The following is a 22558-nucleotide window of genomic DNA, read 5'->3' on the forward strand; positions in this document are numbered from 1 at the left end:
GCGCGGGGCGGGCCGTCGACTCGCCCCGCGCGGCGTACGTGAGGACCGTGGACTCCGGTCGGTCACCGGCACATATCGGGCACACTGGAACCATGCGGCACCTCGCCCCAGGACAGAACACCGCGCTGCCATCGGCGACAGTGACGGTGTCGGTGCGTTCGGTGACGCCGGTGAACACCTCGGCGGTGTTGCTGACTTCGGCTCATCGGGTTCGGTCCGATGCCGACTTCGTCTTCTACAACCAACCGACCGGCCCCGGGATCTCCTACCGCGCCGACGGTGGTGCCGACGTGCTCGACATCGACACCACACGACTACCCGCCGATATCGTCACCGTGGCCATCGCGGCCAGCCTCGACGGAACCGGCCCCGTCTCGTTCGCGACCGCGGGACGCCTGGAGGTGACCATCGCACCCGCCGGCGCCGGGGCAACCGCCGAGGAGACGATCGCCTTCTCGCCGGATGGTCTCACCAGCGAGGCGGCGGTGGTCTGTGTCGAGATCTATCGACGCGGTGATGCCTGGAAGGTACGCGCCGTCGGGCAGGGATATGACGCCGGATTGGCGGGTCTGGCAACCGCTTTCGGCATCGATGTCGAAGACGACGTACCCGTGCCCGAGTCGCCTCCGGTGCGCGATCCCCAACCGTGGCCACCCGAGGCGCCGGCCCACCCCAACGCCAGTCCGTCTCCGCCCCGACCGCAGCCCGAGGGAGCACCCATGCACAGCGATCTGTTCAACCCCGATCATTCCGAGGTCTCCGGACAGGGCATCCAGAAGCAGGGCAGCAAGATGTGTCGCATCGGCCTGTCGGGTGAGGTGATGGCGCGGGCCGGGTCGATGGTCGCCTACCAAGGCGATCTGAGCTTCGAGGCTCTCGGCTCCGGCGGCATCGGACGCATGGTGCGCCAGGCACTCTCGGGCGAAGGCGTGCCGCTGATGAAGGTGAGCGGCCGCGGCGATCTGTTCCTGGCCAACGCCGCCGCCGACGTCCACCTCATCGACCTCGACGGAACCGACGGCCTGACCATCAACGGCGCCAACGTGCTCGCCTTCGACTCCACGCTGCACTACGACATCGCGCGCGTGCAGGGGGCCGGCGCGCTCGGCAACGCCGGAATGTTCAACTGTGTCTTCACCGGTCGCGGGCGCATCGCGATCACCACCGACGGCACGCCGGTGGTTCTCACCGTCGACGCGGCCACCTACGCCGACCCCAACGCCGCGGTCGCATGGTCGTCGAGCCTGCGCACGTCGATCAAGTCCAACGATTCGTTCAACCTCGGAACCCTGATGGGGCGCAGCACCGGCGAACGACTCACCTTGGCGTTCGCCGGGCAGGGCTTTGTGGTGGTTCAGCCCTCAGAGTTGCCGCCGGGCGGATTCGTCGGCGGCACCGGCGACGGCGGACAAGCGGGCGTCGGTGGCATGCTCGGCGGGTTCCTCGGGCGCTGAACGCTTTTCGGCCCTTCATCGCCGACGAGTCACACGGCATCCGTGATACCTACTTTCAGGTAGCAAAGAGCGGACACCTTCGGGATCGGAGTACACACGTACTCTTACTGCGTGGTAACTTACGTTCTCGTCACAACGTGACGCACGACACTCGGCAGCGCCGCCACAGGGGGCGGTCACTTGTGGGAAGGGGAAATCGCAGTGCCGCATCATCGATTTTCACGACGGGCGTGGACCCGCAGAATAGCCACCACCGTGGTCGCGGTGGCCACCGGCGTGGGGGTGGCGCTGTCACTCGCGGGCCCGGCCGCCGCAGCCGACCAGCAACAGCAGCTCGCCGACTTCATCGCGGCGGGAGCCAAGAAACCTGTTGTCGCAGAGACGATTCTGGCGGGACGCAGCTCGTGGTTCACCCCGACCGGCAACGGTCCGCGCCAGGAGGGCTTCCTGCCGGCCTTCGGGTACGGGCTGACCAATCCCAACATCGCGCCGCCCGGGGCCAACGATTGGTCATGTAAACCGAAACAGGGTCAGGACCCGGTCGTCCTCGTCCACGGCACGTGGGAGAACGCGTACAACAACTGGGCGATGCTGTCGCCGGCCCTGAAGTCCGCGGGCTACTGCGTCTACGCGCTGAACTACGGCATCCTGCCGACCCTGCAAGGCGGCGGGTTGGGCGCACTGCTTCCCGGTGCCTTCGGCACGGGTGACATCGCGCAATCCGGCACGCAGCTCGGCGATTTCGTCACCAAGGTGCTCTCGACCACCGGTGCCTCGAAGGTGAACATGGTCGGCCATTCCCAGGGCGGCATCGCCGCGCGTCAGTACATCCGCTACGACGGCGGCGCCTCCAAGGTCGCCAACCTCGTCACCTTGGGCGCCACCAACAACGGCACCTCACTCGACGGAATCGGCACCCTGGGGCGCACCATCAACAACCTCGGCATCGACGTGCTCGGTCCGATCGCACTGGGCGTCGGCGCATCGGGCATCCAGCAGGTCTACGACTCCCCCTTCATCAAGAATCTCAACAAGGGCGGCGTGTACGCCGTCGGCGATGTGAAGTACACGATCATCGGCAGCCGGTACGACGAGATCACCACGCCGTACCAGTCGACCTTCTTCCCCGCGGGCACCAAGAACACGCGAAATATCGTGCTGCAGAACGGGTGCGAACAGGACACCTCGGACCATCTGTCGTTGAGCTATTCACCGCGCGCGGTGTCGATCGTCCTCAACGCCTTCGATCCGGCGGTTCCGATCGTGTGCGCGCCCAACGCCTGGCTCCTCGGCTGACGGCGAGACTCCACTTTCCGGCGAGGTGATGCCGCTCCCCCACGGCGGGAGCGGCATTGCCGTCTGCTCACCACAACCCCGAGACATCCGGGTTCTCGTCGCCGGTCATCAGCGGGGGCTGTCGCCCTCGGCGGTCACCGGACGCAGATTGGCCAGATGCGAAGGGCTGAGCAGTCGTTCGAGCTCGCCGCGCTCGAGGAGGCCCGCCTCGAGAACCAACTCGAGGACGGTACGCCCACTACGCAACGCCTCCTGGGCGATTGCGGTCGAGGCGACGTAACCCAGCGACGGGCTCAGCGCCGTGACCAGACCGATCGAGTTCTCGACCCGATGCCGCAGCGTCTCCTCGTTGGCGGTGATGCCGTCGACGCACCTGGCGGCGAGTGTCCGGCATGCCGCGCTCAGGTGGGTCATCCCGTCCGACAGGCAGGTCACGATGATCGGCTCGAAGGCGTTGAGCTGCAACTGGCCCGATTCGGCGGCCATGGTGATGGTGACGTCGTTGCCGATCACCTCATAGGCGACCTGCGAGACCACCTCGGGTATCACCGGGTTCACCTTGCCGGGCATGATCGACGATCCCGCCTGGACCGGCGGCAGGTTGATCTCACCGAGTCCGGCCCGCGGCCCCGACGACAGCAAGCGCAGATCGTTGCAGATCTTCGACAGCTTCACCGCGACACGTTTGAGAACCCCCGACAGGTGCACGAACTGACCCACATCCTGCGTGGCCTCGACGAGGTCGTGCGCACTCACCAGGTCAAGGCCGGTCTTGTCGCGGAGATGGCCGACGGCCTTGTCCGCGTAGCCGACAGGGGCATTGAGACCCGTGCCGATCGCGGTGGCACCGAGATTGATCTCGTGCACCAGGATCGCCGCCTCACGCAGACGTTGACGATCCTCGTCGATCATCACCGCGAACGCCCCGAACTCCTGACCGAGGGTCATCGGCACCGCATCCTGCAACTGGGTGCGTCCCATCTTGACGACCGAGGAGAACTCCGCGGCCTTGCGCGCAAAAGCCTGCTGCAGCACCGACATCGCCTCGTCGAGTTCACCGACTGCCCGGATGGTCGCCACGTTGACCGCGGTCGGGTAGACGTCGTTGGTGGATTGCCCGGCGTTGACGTGCTCGTTGGGGTGCAGGTGCCGGTACTCACCGCGACCGTGTCCGAGGATCTCCAACGCCCGGTTCGCGATGACCTCGTTGGCGTTCATGTTGGTCGAGGTACCCGCGCCGCCCTGAATGACGTCGACGACGAACTGATCACGAAAGCCGCCGTCGAGGATCTCGTCGCAGGCCGCGCAGATCGCACTCGCCCGCTCCTCGTCGAGGATGCCGAGATCGGCATTCGCGCGTGCCGCCGACCATTTCACCGCGGCGAGCGCACGGACGAGATGGGCGTTGGAGCCTATCGTTCGTCCGGTGACGGGGAAGTTCTCCACCGCCCGGAGGGTATGGATACCCCAGTACGCCTCGGCGGGCACCTCGCGCCGACCGAGAAGATCGGTCTCGGCTCGCTTCTGGGCCATCGTCACGTCTCACCTATCCTGCTGCCGGGCTGTCTGACAGCTCTAGTGTCATACATAGCTGAGCTATCGTCAACACGTACGACCGCTACACACACCGGATCGAAGACGGAGGACCATCCCGATGACCAGCAGTTGGGCCGACCGCCGACCCGTCACGACTCGGGTCAGCGCGGCCGAAGCGGTGTTCACCGACCTGCGCCAGGCCATCGAGAGTGGCGACCTCCCCGTCGGTGAGCGCCTCCCGTCCGAGGCCGCGCTCGGCGAGCGCTACGCGGTGAGTCGATCGGTCGTCCGGGAGGCATTGCGCTCGTGCACTGCACTCGGACTCACCGAAACCCGCACCGGCCGAGGAACATTCGTGGTCAGCAGCACGGCGTCCCACGACCTGAAGGTCGGCGAGTACACCGCGCGGGAGCTCATGGAGGCGCGGCCGCACATCGAGATCCCGGCCGCCGGGTGGGCCGCCGAGCGGCGCTCCGCCGAGGACCTGCGTCAACTCACCGAATTGACGCAGGCCATGGCGGCCGAGTCGAATCAGACCGACTGGGTCGCCCTCGACGGACAGTTCCACCTGGCGGTCACACGAGCGAGCGGCAACCGGGTGTTCCAGAACGCGCTCGTCAACATCCGCAATTCACTGACTGCCCAGTCGGCCACACTCAATCTGGCGACCGGACGCATGCGCCGATCGAACGAGGAACACGAGCGCATCGTCGAGGCCATCAGCTCCGGCGACCGGCAGGCCGCCGAGCGGGCCATGGCCGATCATCTCGACGCCGTGCAGGTGGCGGTGCGCTCGCTCACCCACTGAACCAACCAGAGTTCTTCTGCCGCAGCAGGTTCAGAACTTGTTGCAGGTGCGCAGGGCCTTCGCCATGGCGTCACGGGTCATCGTGTGCTGCTGCGCGCCGATGCCGTGATCACGCAGAAACGCCATCACCGTCGAGCGGACCGGGTGCGCGTGACGATTCTTCTCCCGCAGCGCTTTCCGCTGCGCAGGCGACAGCACGATCATCTCCTCGAAGTGCCGCTTGGCCCGCGGATGCGAGTTGATCTGCTGCCACAGCGCCGGATCCTCGACGGCGAGCGCCCGTTCGACCTGCATCACCGAACATGTCGTTCCGAAGGCCTTCGGCGGCGACGGGGGTGTCGGTGCGGCTCCGGCGATACCGGCGCCGCCTGCCCCGACCACTCCCGCAATACCGATCCCCGCAACCGCCACCGCCACTCGACGTCGCGTCGTTGCCAACCCCATCGACATTCTCCAGCCCCTTCCTCGGCACCGTGCCGACCAATAACAGCCGAAGCACACCCAATCGCGAAAACCTTTGCCGAAGCTGAGGACAAGCCGTGAGAACACCCCAGTAAGTCTGGGTGCAAGTGACGGTCAAGAGCAGGTCAACGATGTTTGCGACGTTCGTCCGATCAGGTGAAGATCGCGACGGTCTGGGTACCGGTCATCACCAGTTGCCCGTCGGCGTCCCAGGCTTCCATCGTCTGGTAGGAGTAACCGCCGCGCGACACCGCACTCGTCGACCGCAGCAAGAACCAGCCGGTGGGGTCGACGGCCTCGTCGGCGCAGATGTCGATCGACCACATCACGGTACTGATGGGCGCCCAGTCGGAGAATGCCGTCATCGCCGCAGGCGGCAGGCTGTCACCGAGCCCGACGAGGGCCACGGCCGGATCGACACCCTGCGCATCACGGTGACGCATCCACCAAAGCACTTCGGGCTCCACGGCTTTCGTCACCGGTATCGCACCGCCGGCAATGCGTCGCTCGAATTGGTCGGTGAAGCTCGGCTGCGCCCCGGGCCGCCCGCCGACGCTCGGGCAGTCCTGCGGGCCGGCGACGTCGGGGCGAGGGATCAGGGTGTGCTCGACGGAACTGTCACGCGCTCCGGCGAAGATCAGGGTCGATTGTGCCGCAACGGAATCGCCGCTGCGCGTTTCCACGGCAACGCTTGTCACCGATCGGCCTTCGCGGAGTCGTCGTGCCCGCACGGTCATCGTCTCGGTGGCCGGTGCGGTGAACGCGAACTGCGCGGCCCGCAGGGCAGGTAACGGCGCGCCGTCGGTCTGTTGGGCGGCCACGACCGCGAGTGCTGCGGTCAAGCCGCCGTACGCGGTGCGGCCCTGGGTCCAGCCGGCCGGGATCGCGAACTCCTGTGCCGGGTCGAACGCGCGAAGCACCTCGGACAGAGACGTGCTGCGGGACTCGTTGTCGGTGACCGTCATGCGGTCATTCTATGCAGGAGTGCATAGTGAGGTTGAGTGGGGTTCGATGTGGCCGAGGGGCGCCCCGTGCGGTGCGGGGCGGAACGAAACCAGCATCGGTGCAAGAGGTCTCGAGGTTCGGCGCCGGCGCGCCTCACACCTCGACCACCGATCAAAGGGGCGCCGTCGGCGAGAAGAAGAGCGCCGTCGGCGAGAGCACGACGACCCCGCCTCCCGGTGCGGGAGACGGGGTCGTCGTGAGGTGTTGTGCGCCGGTGATGTCACCGGCGGGAAGTCACCAGCTCGACTTCTGCACGCCCGGCAGCTCGCCGGCGTGTGCCATCTCGCGCAGGCACACGCGGCACAGGCCGAACTTGCGGTACACCGAGTGCGGGCGACCGCACTTGTTGCAGCGGGTGTAGGCGCGCACGGCGAACTTGGGCTTCTTGTTGGCCTTGTTGATCAGAGCCTTCTTGGCCATCTCAGTTGTCCTTCGCGTTGTTGTCCTTGAACGGGAAGCCCAGCGCGCGAAGCAGTGCGCGGCCTTCGTCGTCCGTGGTGGCCGAGGTGACGACGGTGATGTCCATTCCGCGCGGCCGGTCGATGTTGTCGATGTTGATCTCGTGGAACATCGACTGCTCGTTGAGACCGAAGGTGTAGTTGCCGTTGCCGTCGAACTGACGGTCGCTCAGACCGCGGAAGTCGCGGATACGGGGCAGCGCGATCGACACGAGACGGTCGAGGAACTCCCACATCCGGTCGCCGCGCAGGGTCACGCGGGCCCCGATCGGCATGCCCTCGCGCAGCTTGAACTGTGCGATGGACTTGCGGGCGCGACGGATCTCCGGCTTCTGACCGGTGATCAGCGCGAGGTCGGCGACCGCACCGTTGATGAGCTTGGCGTCACGGGCGGCGTCGCCGACACCCATGTTCACCACGACCTTGACCACGCCGGGGATCTGCATGACGTTGGCGTAGTCGAATTCTTTGTTCAGCGCGTCCTTGATCTCGGCACGGTAGCGCTGCTTCAGCCGCGGCTGGACCTTTTCAGTGGTGGTCATCTCAGATGTCCTTCCCGGTCTTGCGCGAGATCCGGACCTTCTTGCCGGTCTCCTCGTCGACGCGATAGCCGACGCGGGTCGGGTTGCCGTCGGAATCCACGACCATCACGTTCGACACGTGGATCGGGGCTTCCTGCGTGACGATGCCGCCCGAGGCAGCACCACGCTCGTTGGCCGAGGCGGCGGTGTGCTTCTTGATGCGGTTCACGCCCTCGACGAGGACACGCTCGCGCTGCGGGTAGGCCTCGATGACCTTGCCCTTGGCGCCCTTGTCCTTGCCCGAGATGACGATCACGGTGTCACCCTTGTGCACCTTCATGTCAGATCACCTCCGGTGCCAGCGACACGATCTTCATGAACTTCTTCTCACGCAGCTCGCGGCCGACCGGGCCGAAGATGCGGGTACCGCGGGGGTCGCTCTCACCCTTGAGGATGACGGCGGCGTTCTCGTCGAAACGGATGTAGCTTCCGTCCGGACGACGGCGCTCCTTGGTGGTGCGCACGATGACCGCCTTGACGACCTCGCCCTTCTTGATGTTGCCACCGGGGATGGCGTCCTTGACAGTGGCGACGATGGTGTCACCGATGCCGGCGTAGCGCCGCGACGAGCCGCCCAGCACGCGGATGCACAAGATTTCCTTGGCTCCCGTGTTATCGGCGACCCGCAGGCGAGACTCCTGCTGAATCATTCGATTCTCTCCTTGACCTGGATGTCGTCGACACGCCGAATCCACTGGGGCGGATCTGGCGTATCTGTGCGCCGGATTTCCGACCCGACGCACACGGCCTGTTGCCATCGGACACACGCCTGCCTGGGGTTTTCCGCTGTAAGCGGGCCTTCCCAGTGGGTTCACGAGCCGATTCGCGGCGCTCACGCACCGCAGGCAACCCGTCCAGTGTAGGTGAAACCGCAGGTGGGAACCAAATCCGCGTCGCCGCCCCTACCGCGGAGCGCGAGTCGGGGGTTTCGTCGGCCGTGCGAGGGGGGAATGCCTGGCGCGGGCGCGTCGGGGGCGCGGGGGTCGTCAGGAGTGACGGGGAACACACGTTTTCTCGCAATCCGAACCCATCTGGGCCCATCTGCCGTCCGAAGACCCTGCTGAGCCACACCCGGCACCGCACCGAGTCCGGTCCACGCCAAGGAGGCACCTCATGAGTGTTGACGACCTGACCATCGAGCTCACCGACACCGATGGCGCCATCCCGATGACCGCAGCACAGCGAGGCATCTACTACGCGCAGCTCCTCGAACCCGAGGTGCCGATGTCGGTGGCCGCGTTTGCCGAGTTTCACGACGCCGTCGACGCCGACCTGATGTGCCGTGCGGTCGCCGCCACCTCGATCGAGACCGAGTCCGGTCTGATCACCCTGGTCTCCCCCGAGGGCGATGTGACCGCCGGTGAACCCGGAGACGGTGAACCCCAGGTAAGGGTCGATCACACTCGCACCATCCCGCTGCACCGCCGCGACTTCTCCGACGCCGACGATCCGCGCGCTGCGGCGTTGGCCTGGATCGACGAGCACCGCTCACAGCCGACCGACCTGTTCTCCGACCCGCTGCTCGAGACCTACCTGCTCGAACTCGGTCCCCGCCACAGCATCTGGTACTGCTGGGGTCACCATCTGGCATTCGACGGCTACGCGGCGATGTACATGATGCTGCGCGTCGCGGCGCATTACACCGCGCTGGCCACCGGCTCCGATGTTCCGCCCGCGCACACCGCGACGATGGCGCAGGTCGCCGAGTTCGACCGCGATTGGCGTGAGTCACCGAATTTCGATGCCGCCCTGCAGTATTGGGATTCCCGCCTACACGACGAGTCAGGTGCCCCCGCGGAGATCACCTCGCTGTCCACCGGATCTGCGCCGGCCGCGCCGGTGGCGGTGGTCCGCCCGGCAGTCCTCGACGCCGATCTGATCGCCACCATCCGCGCAGTCGCCGAACGTCACCAGGTGAAGGTGGCGTCAGTCATCACGGCCGCGGTCTCGGCCTACCTCGCCAAGCTCAACAACCGCACCGAGGCGATGACCTCGCTGCCGGTGGCGTGCCGCGACAACGACCTGTTGCGCACCTCGGCGGGTCTGACGTCCAACGTGATCCCGATCCGCGTCGAGCTGACCGCCGACGACGCCCCGCGCAGCATCGGCGATCTCATCCGCGCCACCAACGGCGACGTCCGGGCGGCGTTGCGCCATCAGCGTTTCCGCCACGAGGACATCACCGGCCGGGTGCTCGACTCGCCCTCGGGACGGCGCGGCTTCTTCGGCCCGATGGTCAACGTGATGCTGTTCTTCGAGCATATCGATTTCGCCACTCTCCGAGGCGAATTGAACGTTCTGTCGACCGGACCCGTCGAAGACGCCTCGATCAACGTCTACGACGGATTCACCGGTGGGATGCGGCTGGATCTCGAGGCGAACCCGAACCTGTACTCCCCCGGGGAAATCGAGACCCACCACCGTCGGATCATCGACTTCCTCGAACGGTTCGTCCGGTCCGACGCCGGCCTGCCGATCACCTCACTGCCGCTGCCCGGGATCGACGAACAGTCGCGCATCGACGCCGCATCGCACGGCGACCCGGTCGATCTCGGCGACGCCACGGTCCTCGACCTGCTCGACGAGGCGGTCCGCACCCACACCGGGCACACCCGTTCGGGAGGCACCGCGATCGTCGACGCCACCTCCGGCGACGAACTCGATCTGGCCGACTTCACCGCACGCGCACAACAACTCGCCGACGCACTGACGGCGCGCGGGATCGGGCCGGAGTCGGTGGTCGGGGTCGCACTGCCACGCAGTGTCGAACAGGTCGTCGCGTTGCACGCGGTGCTGCGGGCCGGTGCCGCATTCCTGCCGATCGATCCGGCCGAACCGGCCGAGCGACTCGCCCACATCGTCGCCACCGCGGCCCCCACCGCGATCATCGTGGACTCCGACGGACCGGCACTGCCCACAGCCGCGGCCACACTCACCGTGTCCGAATTGTCCACCGCATCCACCGATTCCGGGACCCGCCCGTCGCGTCCGCTGCCCGATCAGCCGGCCTATGTGTTGTTCACCTCCGGGTCGACCGGAATGCCCAAGGGCGTGACGATCACCCACCGCGCGCTGGTCAACCGCCTGCGTTGGACGCAGGATCGCTACCGCCTCGCCCCCGGCGACCGGGTGCTGCAGAAGACCCCCGCCACCTTCGACGTGTCGGTGTGGGAGTTCTTCTGGCCGTTCATCTCCGGGTCGGCGCTGGTCGTACCGACCCCCGACGGGCATCGTGATCCCTGGTATCTACGTGAGGTCATCGACCGCCACGCGATCACCACCGTGCACTTCGTCCCCTCCATGCTGGCGGCATTCGCCGAGACCCTCGCCGCCGAGGTCGACAACGCGACCAGCACCCTGCGCGGCCTGCGTCGAATCCTCACCAGCGGCGAAGCGCTGACCCCGGCCACCGTGGCCGCCACCGCACGCATCACCGACGCACCGATCCACAATCTCTACGGCCCGACCGAGGCCGCGATCGACGTCACCCACCACGACCACTGCCGCGCCGACGAGACCGTCACCCCCATCGGCACACCCGTCTGGAACACCGACGCGATCGTCCTCGATCATCGCCTGTGCCCGCAGCCGGTGGGCGCGATCGGCGAACTCTATCTGGGCGGACCGCAATTGGCCCGGGGATACGCCGCCCGAGCGGACCTGACGGCGTCGCGGTTCATCGCCACCACGGACGGCCGGCGCCTCTACCGCACCGGTGACCTCGTCCGCCGTCGCACCGACGGCGCCCTGGAATACCTGGGGCGCAGCGACTCCCAGGTCAAGATCCGCGGCCAGCGGGTCGAGCTCGGCGAGATCGAAACGGTGCTGGCACAGCTCGACGGTGTGTCCTCGGCCGCGGTGGCGTTGCGCGGTGACGTCGTCGACGGTGACGTGGTGCTCGTCGGATACCTGTGCGGTGATCGCCTCGATTCCCGGGACCTGCGAAGCGAACTCGCGCAACGGCTCCCGGCGCACATGGTGCCCACCACCCTCATGCTGCTCGAGCACATGCCGACCACCGCCAACGGGAAGCTGGATCGTCGTGCCCTGCCGGTGCCCGAACGTGCGGGCTCCGAGGCGCACGTGGAGCCGGTCGGCGCGACCGAACATCTCGTCGCCGACACCGTCGGCGAGGTCCTCGGACGTTCGTCGATGTCGATGTCGGACAACTTCTTCGACGCCGGCGGCAACTCGTTGTCGGCGACCCGCGTCGCGGCACGACTGACCCGGGCCACCGGCCGCCGCGTCGGCATCCGCGACATCTTCGACTCCGCCGATCTGCGCGCACTGGCCACCGTGGTCGACGACACGGCACTCGATACCGCACCGGACTCCACTCGGTGGCGCTCCCCCAGCGGCCCGGTGCCGCTGTCTCCCGCCCAGCATCGGCTGTGGCTGACCGACCGGCTCGGTTCCGCCGAATCAGCCAACTACCACATCCCGTTCTCGGTGCGCCTCGTCGGCGAACTCGATGTGGACGCACTGCATTCCGCGCTCGTCGACGTCATCACCCGCCACGAACCGCTGCGCAGCACGGTGGTCGAGATCGACGGCACCGCGTGCATCGAGGTGCACGACGCCGCCGACGTCGACATCGATCTGACCGTCACCGACACCGACAAGGCCGTGAGCGATCTCGAATTCGCCGGCGCCCCCTTCGATCTCGCCCACGACTTCCCCCTGCGAGCACGCCTGGTCCGTGCCGGGTCCGACGATCACCGACTCACGATCGTCATCCATCACATCGCCGCCGACGGATGGTCGCTGACACCGCTGGCCGACGACCTCGCGACCGCGTATCGCAGTCGCGCCGCGGGGCGCGCCCCCGAATGGGCACCGCTGCGGGTGTCCTATTCGCAATTCAGCGCCACCAAGCACGCGGCCATGGAAAGCGATTCCGCCGCAGACGATCTCGAATTCTGGCGGGCCGCGCTTGCCGATGCGCCGGCCGAGACCGAGCTTCCCCTCGACCGCCCCCGCCCGCGTGAACACGATTCGCGCGGCGCCACCACGAGCGTCTGGCTGCCCCCTCATGCGCACGCCGCCCTACACACGGTCGCCGAATCCCGCGGCGCGAGCACCTTCATGGCGCTGCACGCGCTCGTGGCCGCCCTACTGCGCACCGGATCCACCCACGACGATCTGGTGATCGGCACTCCGGTCGCCGGACGCGGCGACGCCGACCTCGACCATCTCGTCGGCATGTTCGTCAACACGATTCCGCTTCGCACCCGCGTACACAAGCACCTGGGGTTCGATGCCCTGCTCGACGCCGTCCGTGCCGCCGATCTCGACGCGTTCGACCACGCCGAGCTGCCCTTCGACCGGATCGTCACCGAACTCAATCCGACCCGCGCCGCAGGCCATCATCCGTTCTTCTCGGTGTCGGTCGCTCTCGAGGACGCGATCACCGGCGGCCACGGTGGTGGCCGGGACAGCGCAGACGCCATCGACCTCGACTTCGCCGATCTGTCGGCCACCGCCTCGCGGATCGACGTGGGGCACACCAAGTTCGATCTGCAGTTCACCTTCACCGAACGACACGACGCCGACGGCACACCTGCCGGGATGTCGGTCGAGATCGGTTATGCCACCGCACTGTTCGATGCGACAACCATTGCCTCGCTGTCCACCCGATTGCGCCGCATCCTCGAGGCGATCGTGGCCGACCCGGGGCGCCCCATCGGCGACATCACTCTCCTCGATCCCGCCGAGCGTCTCGGCCTCGTCCCCGCCGTCGGCATGGCGGGACGTCCCGGTGAGCACCTCACCGACCTCCTCGCCGAGGCCGTGCGCGCCGAACCGGACCGCATCGCGGTGCGCGACACGACCACCTCCGTGACCTATCGTGAGCTCGACCGTCGGGCCAACCGGCTCGCACGCGAACTGCTCGACCTCGGCGCGGGCCCCGAACGCTTCGTCGCGGTCGCCATGCCCCGAGGTGTCGACACGATCACCGCGGTGTGGGCGATCACCCGGACCGGAGCAGCATGGGTGCCCGTCGACCCGACCTATCCGAGCGAGCGGATCGCGTACATGATCGACGACTCGCAAGCGGTTCTGCTGCTGACCGATTCGGGGTCGGCGCCGATGGTGAACGGCGTCGCCGGTGATCGGCGCGTCGTCATCCTCGATGAGGCCGGCGGCTGGAGCGACCACTCCGATGCACCCATCGCCGACGACGAGCGGCTCGCGCCGCTGTCGGTGGATCACCCCGCCTACCTGATCTACACCTCCGGAACGACCGGCACCCCGAAGGGCGTCGTGGTGAGTCACCGGGGGCTGGCCGACTTCGCGGCACATCAGGTGGCGCACTTCGGGTTGACCGCGCGGTCACGCACACTGCATCTCGCCTCACCGAGCTTCGACGCCTCGGTTCTCGAGATGCTGATGGCGATCTCGGCGGCGGCAACCATGCACATCGCCCCGCCCGGAATCGTCGGCGGTCGCGAACTGGCCGAGCTGATGAACGAACGGGCCATCACCCACGCCTTCCTCACACCGTCCCTGCTGTCCACGCTGAGTCCCGACGACGTGCCGGATCTGCACGCGCTGGTGATCGGTGGGGAACACCCCAATCCCGAGGCGGTTCGCGAGTGGTCGCGCGGCCCGGCGCTGTTCAACGCGTACGGACCGACCGAGACGACGGTGGTGGCCACCGTGTCGGAGGACATCACTCCGGTGGACTCGACCATCACCATCGGCCGGCCCATCCGTGGGATCGCCGCGCTGGTCCTCGACGAGCGGTTGCAACCGGTCGCGCCCGGCACGGTCGGCGAGTTGTACATCGCCGGACCGCACCTCGCCCGCGGCTATCACGGTATTCGGCCGTTGACCTCGAAGCGCTTCATCGCCAACCCCTTCGGCGCACCCGGCGACCGGATGTACCGCACCGGCGATCTGGTGCGGTGGACCTCCGAACACGAGCTGGAGTTCCGTGGGCGTACCGACGATCAGACCAAGATCCGTGGGCACCGTATCGAACTCGGCGAGATCGACGCAGTGCTGACCGCCGACGACGCCGTCGCCTCCGCAGTCACCGTCACCAGCGGCGCGGGCGAGAGCGCGAGCATCGTCGCCTTCGTCACGCTCGACGGCGACGTCGATCCCGCGTCGACGCTGGCAGGTGTCTCCGACCGCATCCGCGATCACCTTCCCGCACACATGCTTCCGCGCAACATCGTGGCGCTGTCGGCGATCCCGACCACCCCGATCGGCAAAATCGACCGCCGCGCGCTCGCCGACCCCGACACCGTCACCGCACTGAAGGTCGGTGAGATCGGTTCGGACACCGGCGAATACGTCGCTCCCGCCAACGCCGCCGAACGCATGGTGGCACAGGTGATCGCCGAGCGGTTACAGCTCGACCCGGCGAGCGTGGGTCGTGACCACGACTTCTTCGAGCTCGGCGGCAACTCGCTGCTGGCCACCCACCTGGCCGGCGCGCTGGAACAACTCGGCGGTCGTCGCATCGAGGTCCGTGAGGTCTTCGCCCATCCCACCGTCGCCGGTTTGGCGCGGCTTGCGGGCGATGTCCACGAGGACGACCCGACCTCGGTTCCGGCGTCCGACCCGCAGTCCGACGACGACGGTCCCGTCGTTCCCGGCCCGGCGCAGCAGCAACTGTGGTTCCTGAATCGACTCGGCGCCGACGACCCCGACGCCGACACCGCCTCGTACACGATCGCCTTCGCCCTCGATCTGCGCGGCGACCTCGACGTGGATGCGCTCCGGGAAGCGTTGCGCCACGCGGTCGATCGTCACGAACCGCTGCGCACCATCTATCCCGACATCGACGGACGGCCCGAGCTGCGGGTTCTCGACACCGACGACGCCGCCGTCGATCTCACGCTCGAGCACACCACCGCCGAGCTGTGGCCGCAGGCGGCCCGCGAGCTGGCCCGGCGTCCGTTCGATCTGACCCGCGACACCCCACTGCGGGTCGTATTGCACCGGATCGATTCGCCGGCAGGCGAATCCGATCATCACAAGCTGACCGTCGTCGTGCATCACATCGCTGCCGACGGCTGGTCGATGGCGCCGCTCGCGACAGACATCGCCGGCGCCTATGCGCGGATCCGCGACGGTCGATCATCGTCGCAACCGCCGCTTCGGGTCGGCTACCGCGATCATCTGCGGTGGCAGGCCCGGGGTCTCGGCGTCGATCCCGGCGCGGTCGTCCACCCGCGCCGGATCGACGACCGGGACAGTCGCCTCGCAACGCTCGCCGACTGGTGGGAGGACACCCTCTCGGGTATGGATCACACCCCGATCCTCACCCCGGACACCGCACCGGCACACAATGATTCGTCCGGCGATCGGCAGGACGCCGCCGGTGTCGTCCGCGTCGACTTCGACCGCGACATCCGCGACCGGCTGCGCAGCCTCACCGGTGATCACATCACCGAGTTCACGCTCCTGCACACGTTGCTGGCCGCAACGCTGCGGCACCACGACGCACGACCCGAGGTGCAGATCGACGGCGCCGTCTCCGACGTCGTGATCGGCACGCCGGTGTCGGGCCGCTCCGATCCGAGGCTCGCCGACATCGTGGGGATGTTCGTCAACTCGGTGGTGCTGCGCACCCCGGTCGACGGGAAGGTGACGTTCGGCCGGCTGCTCGATCAGGTCCGCGACCGTGATCTCGACGCACTCGTGCACGCCGACATGCCCTTCGAGTACCTCGTGGCCCGGCTCAACCCGCCGCGCACCGGCCGTCATCCGCTGTTCTCGATCGCGCTGGCCGCCGACGCGTCGATGCGCGACGGCGCCACCGACCTGCCACTGCCGCACCTGACGGGACTCGAGGTGTCGGCCGAGGAGGTCGAGACCGGCTCGGCTCGTTTCGATCTCGAGATCCGGCTGCGTTCGGACACACTGGTCTGCACCTACGCCACCGACGTCTATTCGCGCACCCGGGTGGAGTCGGTCGCCCGCGATCTGGTGGCGCTGGCGCATGCCGTCCTCGACGATCCCGATCGGCCCCTCGACGACGTGTTGCCCACCCGTACCTTCCAGGTACGGACCCCCGACCACGAGCCCCCGCCCCCGCGCCACCTCGCCGAGTTCCTGGAGACCGCTGCCGCCGAGTACCCCGACGCCGTCGCCGTCGACGACGGAACCGATGCGCTGACCTATCGTGAGCTCTTCACACGCGCCGAACGGTGGGCCGCGCACCTGCGCGACCTCGGCATCGGCACCGACGACGTCGTCGCCGTCGCCCTACCCCGATCACTGGACTCGGTGACGGCGACCTGGGCCGTCGCGCTGACCGGGGGCGCGGTGCTCCCGATCGATCCGCGCCATCCCGACGAGCGGATCGCCCACATGCTCACCGATTCCGGTGCGCTACTGGGGATCACCTCCGACACCCGGCTGGGTACCCTGCCACATCTGGTGTGGTGGGTCGACACCGTGTCCCTCGATGCGTGGCCACTGCGCTCGGCCTCCCCGCGGACCCCGGAAGAGGAACTGCGGGCCGCGGCGCTCGCCGAATCGAGCGCCGACCGACACCCCGACAGCGCCGCTTACGTCATCTACACCTCCGGCTCAACCGGCACACCCAAGGGCGTCATCGTCACGCACGCCGGCCTCGCCGCCTTCAGCTCGTCGCAGCGCGACCGGTACGGAGTCGAATCCGGTGCTCGCACCTTGCATTTCGCCTCCCCCAGCTTCGACGCGTCGATGCTCGAACTGTTGCTGGCCGTCGACGCCGGTGCAACCATGGTGATCGCGCCCACCGACATCGTCGGCGGTGACGAGCTGGTGGACTTCCTTGCCGCCCAAAAGATCACGCACGCGTTCATCACCCCGGCCGCTCTGGCCACCGCCGGTCACCGTGAGCTGCCGGACCTGGTGACGCTGGCCGTCGGCGGCGAAGCAACCACCGCCGAGCAGGTGTCACTCTGGGCTCCCGGCCGCCGCATGATCAACTGCTACGGACCGACCGAGACCACCATCGTCGCCACCATGTCGGCACCGCTGCAGCCGGGCGCCGAGATCACCATCGGCACACCGGTGGCCGGTACCACCGCACTCGTCCTGGACCACCGTCTGCGTCCGGTTCCCGACGACTGCCCGGGCGAGTTGTATCTGATCTCGCCGGGAGTCGCCCGCGGCTATCTGCACCGCGGCGCCCTGACCGCCACACGCTTCATCGCCGCCCCCGACCTGCCCGGGGTGCGCGCCGGCACGCCGATGTACCGCACCGGCGACGTCGTGCACCAGCGGCTCGACGGCTCGCTGATCTTCCACGGCCGCAGCGACAACCAGGTCAAGGTACGGGGATTCCGCATCGAACTCGACGAGGTGGGTGCGGCGCTCGCAGCGCATCCGGCCGTCGATTTCGCCGCTGCCGCGGTCGGTGGCAGCGGCGCCGATGCGGCACTACTCGGATACGTGCGGCTCGCCGTCAACGACTCCGACGCGCCCACCCCGGCCGATCTGCGCGCCTTCGTATCTCGCACGCTCCCGTCGCACATGGTGCCGGCCGCGGTGATCGTGATCGACGAGATCCCGTTGACCCCCAACGGCAAACTCGACCGCAAAGCCCTGCTCGCCCTGGAGCGCACGGCTGCGGCAGCCGCCGACGAACCCGCGACCGCCGCCCCGGACACCCGCTCTCCCCTCGCGCTCGTCGCCGAGACCATCGCCGGGGTACTCGACATCGACCCCGCCGAGGTCGACGCCGACGCCGACTTCTTCGGTCTCGGCGGAACCTCCTTGCAGGCCACCACCGTCATCAGCCGCCTCAACCGGCACCACGGCGGTACGGCGCTGCGGGTCCGTGATCTTTTCGATCACCCGCGGATCGGCGATCTCGCGGCGCTGGTGCATCCCGCTGCCGCACAACCCGTCCCGGTATCCGAGAAGGTCGAACAGCCCGCGGTGTCCCGTCCCGTACAGGTGCCCCCGGCACCGGTTCAGCGCGGACTGTGGTCGATCGCGCGCGCCAACCCGGCGTCGACGGACTACCTCATCCCGCTCGCCATCCGGCTCGACGGCCGCGTCGACCTCGACGCGCTGCGCGGGGCGCTCACCGACCTGGTGGCCAAGCACGTCTCCCTGCGAACCGTGTTCCCCGCGCTCAACTCCGCACCGCACGGGGTGGTCCTGGAGCACAGCCACGCGGTGATCGGCGATCTCGCCGTACAGACCGTCGACGAGCTGCCCGCAGCGATCGCCGAGCGACTCGCCCAGCCCATCGATCCGGTGTCGCAGGCCCCGATCCGGGCGCATCTGCTGGCGCAGTCGCCGGACCCCGGAAACAGCGACGAGAACGGCACTCATGTACTCCTGCTGGTGATCCACCACATCGCCGCCGACGGCGCGTCGCTGCCCATCCTGGCCGCCGACCTCGCCGCCGCCTACGCCGAGCGTCTCGCCGGCCGTACCGACGCCTGGGCCGAACCCGACGTCGACTACCGCGACTACGCGATCCGCGCGGCAGCGCTCGAGGGCGACGATCTCGCGTATTGGACCGAGCTACACGCCGATTCGCCCACCGAGACCGCCGTGCCGGCCACCCGTGCGGCAACAGCCGATGAGGCCGGCGCCGGTCGGGCGGGCACCGTCGCGGTACCGATCGACGATGCCCTGCGCAGCGATCTCCTCGCCTGGGCCCGGGAGAACGCCACCACCGGTTTCACCGTGCTGCACACCGCACTGGCGATCCTGCTGCACCGGCTCGGCGTCGGCGACGACCTGGTGATCGGCAGCCCGGTCGCCAATCGGTCCGGCCCCAACGACGACGGCCCCGCCCTGGACTGCACCGGCATGGTCGGAATGTTCGTCAACACCCTCGCGCTGCGAACCCGGGTACGGCCCGACGACACGATCTCGGAGGTGCTCGAGCGAGTTCGTGATGCCGATCTGTCGGCCCTCGATCGCCGCGACACCCCCTTCGACGAGGTCGTCGAGGCCGTGAACCCCGACCGCAGCCCCGGTCGGCATCCGCTGTTCCAGATCGCCCTGTCGGTCCACGATTTCGGTGACGGGCTCCTGGGGACGGCGTGGCCGCTGTCCGACGAGCTCACCGGCGAGATCCTCGACGTCGGCGCTGCCGCAGCGAAGTTCGATCTCCAGTTCACCGTGACCGGACTCGCCGCCCGCACCGCGCCGAGCTCCTCGGCGCCCGGCGCGATGCTCGAGGTGACCTTCGATCGGACCCGTTACGGCCACGCCGACACCGAGATCCTCGCAACTCGTCTGTTGCGGGTCGTGCGGGCGATGATCACCGACGCCGACCGCCCGATCGGCGATGTGCGGATCACCGATCCGCTCGAGGTCGCCGAGGTCAGCCCGGCACGCGGCCCCGAATCGGCACCGCCGCTCACTCTCGGCACGCTGTTCGACGAGGCGGTCCGTCGCAATCCGGACGGCTGCGCCGCGGTCGCCGAGAATGCCGACGGCACCGAGGAATCCCTCACCTACGCCGAGTTGGACGCCCGCGCCAATCGGCTCGCCCGGGTGATCCTGGGACGCGACCTCGGCGACACCGAACCGGTGGTCGCGATGGCGATCCCGCGCTCGATCGACGCACTCGTCGCCATCTGGGCGATCGTGCGTTCGGGCGCCGCCTATGTGCCGATCGACCCGACCTACCCGGCCGACCGGATCACCCACATGCTCGCCGATTCCGGTGCCGTGCTGGTGCTCACCCGTTCCGATGTCGCCGAGCGCATCGGCGACACCGTGCCCACGGTGGTCGTCGACTCGACTGCCACCCGGTCGCGACTCGGCCGCAGCGCACCCACACCGATCAGCGACCGCGAGCGTATCCCGGTGCACCGCACCGACGCCCTGGCCTACGTCATCTACACATCGGGATCGACCGGGCGACCCAAGGGCGTGCTGGTGCCGCATTCCGGACTGCGCGCGGTGCACGACGAACTGCACACCCGCATGGCGCCCGGCGCCGACTCCCGGGTACTGCATTTCGCCTCCCCGAGTTTCGATGCCTCGGTACTGGAATTCCTGCTGGCGGCATCGGGATCGGCTGCACTGGTGATCGTGCCGCCGGACCTCTACGGCGGAACGGCATTGGCCGAGTTCATCGACCGGCACCGCGTCAGCCACGCGTTCATCACGCCCGCAGCGGTGGCGAGTATGGATCCGGCGTCGGTTCCGACACTGTCGCACCTGGCCATCGGCGGTGAGGCCTACGGCCCCGACCTGGTCCGTCGCTGGGCACCCGATCGGACCGTGCTCAACGTGTACGGTCCCACCGAGACGACGATCATCGTCACCGGCAGTGAACCGCTTGTGGCGCACGCCGATCCGAACGAGATCGGCGCGCTGACCATCGGCACACCCAACAACGGTGTCGCCGCACTGGTCCTGGACCCACGTCTGCATCCGGTACCGACCGGGGTGATCGGTGAGCTGTATCTGCTCGGTGATCAGGTGACCCGCGGATATCACCGCAGGCCCGCGCTGACCGCGCAGCGGTATCTACCGGTCCCGATGGTCGCGGGCCCGGACTGGGCCGGCGCCCGCATGTACCGCACCGGCGATCTGGTCGCGCGGGACGAGCTCGGACGTCTGCGCTACGTCGGCCGATCGGACAACCAGGTGCAGTTGCGCGGCTTCCGCGTCGAACTGGGTGAGATCGACGACGCCCTGTGTGATGATCCGACAGTCGATTTCGCCGTCACCGTGCTGGTGGAGGACGACGCGGCCGAGGAGGGATCGGCGGCCCCGGCCGGCCTGCATTCCTACGTCCGCGCGGCCGACGGCGCCACGATCGACACGGCAGCATTGACCCGGCAGGTCGCGAACCGGTTGCCACGACACATGGTCCCGGCGAGTATCACCGTTCTCGACGAGATCCCGCTGACACCGGTCGGCAAACTCGATCGCGCGGCGCTGCCGCAACCCGCACGCGTTGCCGAAGCCGGTCGCGCACCCAGGCCCGGCACGGAAACCCTTGTTGCGTCGACCTTTGCCGACATACTGGGGATCGCGCCGTCCGCGGTGCACGCCGACGACGGGTTCTTCGACCTCGGCGGCAACTCATTGTCGGCGACGGAGGTGAGCGCCCGTCTGTCCTCGGCGACGGGTCGCGACATCCGGGTCAACGACCTGTTCGCGGCGCCGACGCCCGCGGAACTCGCTGCCGTACTGGGCGATTCCGCGAGCACAACGCCTGCCGGCGTCTGCAGCCCGGAGTCCGACGACCACGCACCGTCGGCGATGGCGACGGTGTTGCCGTTGCGGCGTCGACGCACCGCCGACGGCCCGGCCCCGCTGTTCGTCATCCATCCGGCGATCGGCCTGTCGTGGAGCTTCTCTTCGCTGCTGGCCCATCTGCCCGCCGACCGCCCGGTGTACGGTCTGCAACACCCGGCGCTGAGCGGCGGCGTGTCGCCGAACACGGTGGGCGAGTTGGCAGCTCACTACGTCGAGCAGATCCGGACGATCCACCCGGACGGCCCGTATCATCTGCTCGGCTGGTCGCTGGGCGGTCTCATCGCCCACGAGATGGCCGTGCAACTCACCGAGTCCGGTGAGAAGGTGGGCCAGCTGATGGTGCTCGACGCCTTCGTCGTCGCACAACGTCCCGATCTGGACACCACCCCGGATCTCGGTGCACTGCTCGCCGAATTCGGCATCCGGCCCCAGCATTCCGGCGAGCTGACCATCGAACGTGCGTGGGAGGCGGTCGTGGCCGCGGGCGGACCGCTGGCCTCGCTCGACGTCGACGAGTTCGCCGCGGTGCACCGGGTGTTCGTCGATGCGTCGCGACTCGCCGAGAACTGGCATCCACGCCGGTACGACGGTGATGCGGTGTTCGTCTCCGCGACCGCGGACACGCCGCCGGGGCCGCCGGCCATCGCCGGTTGGACCCGCGCGCTGCGCGGCCACGTCCACGAGATCCGCCTGAACTGCTCGCACGCCCGAATGTTGCAGGGCGAGAACGTACCCGGGTTCGCCCACGCCATCGCGCAGGCCTGACGC

11 protein-coding genes are annotated in these 22558 nt (G+C 68.2%); 4 read left to right on the forward strand and 7 right to left on the reverse strand.

Features of this window, described 5'->3' with window-relative positions; all coding sequences use genetic code 11:
• The first annotated feature begins 92 nt into the window (after positions 1-92).
• Both AC5ZH6_RS19195 and AC5ZH6_RS19200 read left to right on the forward strand, forming a co-directional pair.
• The gene (locus AC5ZH6_RS19195; protein WP_020170469.1) at positions 93-1454 is read left to right on the forward strand and encodes an AIM24 family protein; all 1362 of its coding nucleotides are present in this window, start codon (positions 93-95) and stop codon (positions 1452-1454) included.
• Between the two features lie 201 nt (positions 1455-1655).
• Positions 1656-2750 carry an esterase/lipase family protein gene (locus AC5ZH6_RS19200; protein WP_020170468.1) on the forward strand — a complete coding sequence of 365 codons (1095 nt, stop codon included), beginning with the start codon at positions 1656-1658 and terminating at the stop codon, positions 2748-2750.
• Between the two features lie 108 nt (positions 2751-2858).
• On the opposite strand, the gene AC5ZH6_RS19205 is transcribed toward AC5ZH6_RS19200, so the two are convergent.
• Positions 2859-4283: an aspartate ammonia-lyase gene (locus AC5ZH6_RS19205; protein WP_026919942.1), complete on the reverse strand. Its 1425-nt coding sequence runs from the start codon at positions 4281-4283 to the stop codon at positions 2859-2861.
• A gap of 121 nt (positions 4284-4404) precedes the next feature.
• Between AC5ZH6_RS19205 and AC5ZH6_RS19210 the strand changes: the two genes are divergently transcribed.
• The gene (locus AC5ZH6_RS19210; protein ID WP_020170467.1) at positions 4405-5094 is read left to right on the forward strand and encodes a FadR/GntR family transcriptional regulator; all 690 of its coding nucleotides are present in this window, start codon (positions 4405-4407) and stop codon (positions 5092-5094) included.
• A gap of 30 nt (positions 5095-5124) precedes the next feature.
• Here AC5ZH6_RS19210 and AC5ZH6_RS19215 read toward each other — a convergent pair whose 3' ends face one another.
• From AC5ZH6_RS19215 to rplN, 6 genes are all read right to left on the reverse strand, one after another.
• Complete coding sequence (locus AC5ZH6_RS19215) at positions 5125-5544, reverse strand: hemophore-related protein (protein WP_006370430.1); 420 nt, start codon at positions 5542-5544, stop codon at positions 5125-5127.
• A 164-nt stretch (positions 5545-5708) separates the two neighbouring features.
• Entirely contained in the window at positions 5709-6521 is an 813-nt protein-coding gene (locus AC5ZH6_RS19220; RefSeq protein ID WP_020170465.1) for a thioesterase family protein, read from the reverse strand.
• 274 nt (positions 6522-6795) lie between these two features.
• Positions 6796-6981 (reverse strand): type Z 30S ribosomal protein S14, encoded by a 186-nt coding sequence (locus tag AC5ZH6_RS19225; protein ID WP_006370432.1) that lies wholly within the window; start codon positions 6979-6981, stop codon positions 6796-6798.
• Position 6982: 1 nt separating this feature from the next.
• The gene (rplE, locus tag AC5ZH6_RS19230; RefSeq protein WP_006370433.1) at positions 6983-7561 is read right to left on the reverse strand and encodes a 50S ribosomal protein L5; all 579 of its coding nucleotides are present in this window, start codon (positions 7559-7561) and stop codon (positions 6983-6985) included.
• 1 nt (position 7562) lies between these two features.
• Positions 7563-7880 (reverse strand): 50S ribosomal protein L24, encoded by a 318-nt coding sequence (gene rplX / locus AC5ZH6_RS19235; RefSeq protein WP_006370434.1) that lies wholly within the window; start codon positions 7878-7880, stop codon positions 7563-7565.
• Between the two features lies 1 nt (position 7881).
• Positions 7882-8250, reverse strand: coding sequence for a 50S ribosomal protein L14 (gene rplN / locus AC5ZH6_RS19240; protein WP_006370435.1), 369 nt, complete (start codon positions 8248-8250; stop codon positions 7882-7884).
• A 463-nt stretch (positions 8251-8713) separates the two neighbouring features.
• Here rplN and AC5ZH6_RS19245 point away from each other — a divergent pair, with 463 nt between their 5' ends.
• The gene (locus tag AC5ZH6_RS19245; protein WP_496167674.1) at positions 8714-22555 is read left to right on the forward strand and encodes a non-ribosomal peptide synthetase; all 13842 of its coding nucleotides are present in this window, start codon (positions 8714-8716) and stop codon (positions 22553-22555) included.
• Positions 22556-22558 lie beyond the last annotated feature (3 nt).

The sequence above is a fragment of the Gordonia sp. YC-XJ4 genome, from assembly GCF_059511865.1.

Bases quoted from the DNA above. Each gene is read 5' to 3' on its own strand.
- AC5ZH6_RS19195 (WP_020170469.1), top strand. From the start codon at position 93: ATGCGGCACCTCGCCCCAGGACAGAACACCGCGCTGCCATCGGCGACA.
- AC5ZH6_RS19205 (WP_026919942.1), bottom strand. From the start codon at position 4,283: ATGGCCCAGAAGCGAGCCGAGACCGATCTTCTCGGTCGGCGCGAGGTG.
- AC5ZH6_RS19210 (WP_020170467.1), top strand. From the start codon at position 4,405: ATGACCAGCAGTTGGGCCGACCGCCGACCCGTCACGACTCGGGTCAGC.
- AC5ZH6_RS19215 (WP_006370430.1), bottom strand. From the start codon at position 5,544: ATGTCGATGGGGTTGGCAACGACGCGACGTCGAGTGGCGGTGGCGGTT.
- AC5ZH6_RS19220 (WP_020170465.1), bottom strand. From the start codon at position 6,521: ATGACGGTCACCGACAACGAGTCCCGCAGCACGTCTCTGTCCGAGGTG.
- AC5ZH6_RS19225 (WP_006370432.1), bottom strand. From the start codon at position 6,981: ATGGCCAAGAAGGCTCTGATCAACAAGGCCAACAAGAAGCCCAAGTTC.
- rplE (WP_006370433.1), bottom strand. From the start codon at position 7,561: ATGACCACCACTGAAAAGGTCCAGCCGCGGCTGAAGCAGCGCTACCGT.
- rplX (WP_006370434.1), bottom strand. From the start codon at position 7,880: ATGAAGGTGCACAAGGGTGACACCGTGATCGTCATCTCGGGCAAGGAC.
- rplN (WP_006370435.1), bottom strand. From the start codon at position 8,250: ATGATTCAGCAGGAGTCTCGCCTGCGGGTCGCCGATAACACGGGAGCC.
- AC5ZH6_RS19245 (WP_496167674.1), top strand. From the start codon at position 8,714: ATGAGTGTTGACGACCTGACCATCGAGCTCACCGACACCGATGGCGCC.